The organism is Mangrovactinospora gilvigrisea, from assembly GCF_001879105.1.
GTDB classification, from domain to species: domain Bacteria; phylum Actinomycetota; class Actinomycetes; order Streptomycetales; family Streptomycetaceae; genus Mangrovactinospora; species Mangrovactinospora gilvigrisea.
Window position 1 is genome coordinate 1 of sequence record NZ_MLCF01000039.1, and the last position, 3,875, is coordinate 3,875.

Annotated in this window: 3 protein-coding genes; 1 reads left to right on the plus strand and 2 read right to left on the minus strand. The window is 75.8% G+C overall.

Annotated features, from left to right (window positions below; translation table 11 throughout):
- A partial coding sequence (locus BIV57_RS25030) for a DUF5691 domain-containing protein (protein WP_071656076.1) occupies positions 1–1,407 on the plus strand: 1,407 nt, incomplete at its 5' end.
- 49 nt (positions 1,408–1,456) lie between these two features.
- Here the strand turns inward: BIV57_RS25030 and BIV57_RS08510 are convergent.
- Positions 1,457–2,932 (minus strand): TerD family protein, encoded by a 1,476-nt coding sequence (locus BIV57_RS08510; protein WP_071656077.1) that lies wholly within the window; start codon positions 2,930–2,932, stop codon positions 1,457–1,459.
- Between the two features lie 196 nt (positions 2,933–3,128).
- Positions 3,129–3,569 (minus strand): coenzyme B12-dependent isobutyryl CoA mutase small subunit, encoded by a 441-nt coding sequence (locus tag BIV57_RS08515; protein WP_071656078.1) that lies wholly within the window; start codon positions 3,567–3,569, stop codon positions 3,129–3,131.
- Positions 3,570–3,875: the final 306 nt, after the last annotated feature.

A 3,875-nucleotide genomic window follows, 5' to 3' on the forward strand; every position in this document is an offset into this window, starting at 1 on the left:
GCGCCCCTGCCCCCCGATCCGCGCCGCCCGCTGCCCCCCGCCGCCCGCGACCACCTGGTGATGCTGCTGGACGCCCGGGCCCGCGGCGACGCCCCGCACACCGCCGAGCTGCTCCCCGAGTGGCTGGATCTCGCCGTCCGCCTCGGCCACCGCGCGCCCGCCGCGCTCCTCCCCGAGCTGCTGGACGCCGGGCGCGCCCGCACCGAGCTGCGCGCCCCCGTCCTCGCCCTGGCCGGCCCGCGCGGCCACCGCCTCGCCGCCCTCAACCGCGACTGGGCGTGGGCGGCCCGCGTCGCCGCCCCGGCCGGCCGGATACCCGAGGAGCCGTCGGCGCTGTGGCGGGAGGGGCTCTTCGACGAGCGCGTCACCCTGCTGGCCCGGCTGCGCGCCGCCGGCCCGGCGACCGCCGCCGAGGCCCGCGCCCTGCTCGCCGCCACCTGGGAGGAGGAGCGCGCCGAGGACCGCGCGCTCTTCCTCCGCACCCTCGCCGACGGCCTCACTCCGGCCGACGAACCGTTCCTGGAGGAGGCGCTGGACGACCGGGCCGCCGCCGTCCGCGCCACCGCCGCCGGCCTCCTCGTCCTGCTGCCGCGCTCGGCGCTGGCCGCCCGGATGACCGCCCGCGCGCTGCGCTGCCTCACCGTCTCCGCCGCCGCCGTCAGCCGGAACGGCTCACGCGGCCGGGACTGCCCCTCGCCCACCACCGCCCTTCCCAGGAAGCGCTGCGCGCGCCCCTTCCTCGTCGTCGACCCCCCGAAGGAAGCAGATCCCGCCATGCGCCGCGACGGCATCGCCCCCGACTCCCCCACCGGCCGGGACCGCCGCGCCTGGCTGCTCGGCGAGATCATCGCGGCCACCCCGCCGTCGGCGTGGACGCATGCGCTCGACCTGACGCCGGAGCAGATCGTCGCGCTGCCGATCTCCGAGTCCTGGCGGGAGGACGTGCGGGACGGCTGGTCCCGGGCGGCCGTCCGGCACGCGGACGCGGGCTGGGCGCGGGCCCTGCTCGGCGACCACGACGCCGCCGAGCCCGAGCCGCCCGTCCAGCTCCTCGCCGTGCTGCCGCCGGAGGAGCGCGCCGCCCGGACGGCCCGTCACCTCGCCGCGCACGACCCGGCGGACTGCTTCCAGCTGCTGCAGTCCTGCCCGGGTCCGTGGCCCGCCGTCCTCGGCGACGCCGTGCTCGGCGCGCTGGCCCGCGCGGCTGCGCGGGACGTGCAGGGCAGGCCGTGGGGGTTCGGCGGCCTGCTGGGCCTGGCCGAGCGCCGCCTGCCGACCTCGGCGGCGGACGAGGCGGAGCGCCTCGCGGCGGAGCAGCCCGACCCGGCGTGGGAGAAGGCCTTCACCACCCTTGCCACCACCCTCCGCCTGCGCGCGGAGCTCACCACCGCCCTCCGGGCCTCCTAGGTCCTGTCCGGGGTCCGGATCACGGCGCCCGCAACGGAGCCCGCACCGCTCACTTGTACCCCCGCGACCACCGCAGCCCCCACCCGTACGCGCGGTCGACGTCCGCCTCGTTCCCGGGGATGTACTTCGCCTCGCGGTGCACCACCAGCTCCCCGCCGACGTTCTCGATCAGCGCGATCGCGCACATCCGCGTCAGCTCGTCGGTCTGGTCCAGCCGCACCTCGATGGGCTGCCCGTACGGCGGGTACAGCGTGCCGGCCGCGTCCATCCCGCCGTACCCGCTGGCCCCCTCGTAGATCACCGAGAAGACCAGCAGCCGCCGGAAGTCCGCGCTGTGGTCGAGGTTGATGTCGAGGTTCTCGCCGTCCTCGGTGGCGCCCGTGCGGTCGTCCTTGTCGAGCCGGACGTACGGCGGCCGGTGCAGCGCACCGAACCGGTTGCCGGTGGGCTGGATGACGCCCTTCCGCCCGTCCTGCAGCTCCCACAGGCAGCACAGGTCGAGGTCCAGCTCGGGCTCGCGCGGCTCGCCGCCGAAGAGCCACTGCAGGAAGCCGCCCTGCGGCTGCGCCCGGGGCCGCCGCAGCATGCTCCAGTTGAGGTTGATGCGCAGCGTGCCGCGCGTCGCCCCGTGCTTGGCCAGCGAGATGCCCGGCACGCTCTGGGTGAGCACGATGACCTGAGGCTGCTCGCCGGACGCGGCCGGCTGCCGGCCCAACGACGGCCCGGCGGACGGCAGATAGCGGTCGGCCGTCCACGGCAGGTACCCGTAGCCGGGCGCCGGCACCAGCGAACTCCCGCCGTTGGCCGATCCCGCGCCTGCACCGGAGCCCGAACCGCGCGGCAGCGCAGCCCCGTTGGAGCCGGAACCCGCGCGCCGCGACAGCGCCGCGGCGGAGCCGTGCAGCACCACCGCGCCCTCCTGGCGCGGCAGCCGCCCGCGGCGCTCCTCCGGCTCGGCGGCCAGGCCGTGGGTGGCCTCCAGCAGTTCGGCGTCGAGCTCGATGTCCTCGGCGAGCGCGGCGAGCCCGGCCGCGTAGCCCTGCCCGACCGCCCGGAACTTCCACTCGTCGGCGCGCCGGTAGAGCTCGCCGAGGATGAGGACCGTCTCGGTGGAGGCGTCGGAGCAGTCGTAGCGGGCCACCCCGTGGCCGTCCGCCGCCTCGCTGATCACCGCGCACAGCCCGGCGAACGCGCCGAAGCCGGCGCCCTCGCTGCGCAGTGCGAAGAGCACCCGGTCCACATCGGCCGGAACGGCCGTCAGATCGACGGAGAACAGCTCGCGTTCACCGTTGCCGGGACTCTCCCGGCCCTCGTAGCGGACGGCGGCCCGCACAGGCCGGCCACCGCCGTCTTCCATGCGCGGCGCCCGCGACGAGACCACCTCGCCGAGCGAGCGCGCGCGGCGCCCGGACAGCAGAACGGCCAGTGCGTCCGCACCCGGCGTGGCCGGGCCTTTGCGCCATCCCAGAGCAACCCGCAGCTCCGTCGCCGGAACCACGGTGTTGCCACCCTTGTGCAGCGACATCGAGCCCCCACCGGAGAAACGCGGAGCGATCGACACCGGGACCGGACCCGCCGTCGCGCCCTCATCACAACCATACGTTCGGCACTGCCGGTTGGCGCCTGAGTCGACGGAGGAGACCCGGATTCCCGGTCACCGGGGAGGGATACCCACATCGGTGCTGCTTAGTCGCGCACCCCGGGCAACCCGGTGCCCGATGTCAGGCGTCGGCACCCGCGTCGGCACCCGCGCGGGCGTGCTCGCGCACCCAGGCGACCACGTCGCGGGTGGACGCGCCGGGGGTGAAGATCGCGGCGACGCCCATCTCCTTGAGCAGCGGAATGTCGTCCTCCGGAATGATCCCGCCGCCGAAGACGGTGATGTCCTCGGCGCCGCGCTCCTTCAGCAGCGCCACCACCCGCTCGAAGAGGGTCATATGGGCGCCGGAGAGCACGGAGAGGCCGACGACGTCGGCGTCCTCCTGGATCGCGGTCTCCACGACCTGCTCGGGGGTCTGGTGCAGACCGGTGTAGACGACCTCCATGCCGGCGTCCCGCAGCGCACGGGCGATCACCTTCGCGCCGCGATCGTGGCCGTCCAGCCCCGGCTTGGCCACCACCACGCGAATGGGCCCCAGCGGGCCGCCCTCGGACACCGTCATGCCGTCTCCTTCGTCCCTCGCCCGCCGTCGCCGGGTCGGCGCCCGACGAGTGAATGACCGTTTACCTGTGGCGCCATAGTCGACCCCGATCGACACGCCGTCAACGGCAACTGACACGCAATACGGAATTAGGGGGCATACAGGCTACAGTCTCGCATCGTCGTCCCCGAAGAAGCGGAGCGCCGGTGACCCACGAGCAGCAGCCCTCCCAGCCCCCCGGAGCCCCGGACGAACCCGCCGCGCGGCGCGCGCGAGGCGGGGGCGGGGAAAGGGGCGGCGGGGGCGGGGGCGGCGGCCACCGCCGGC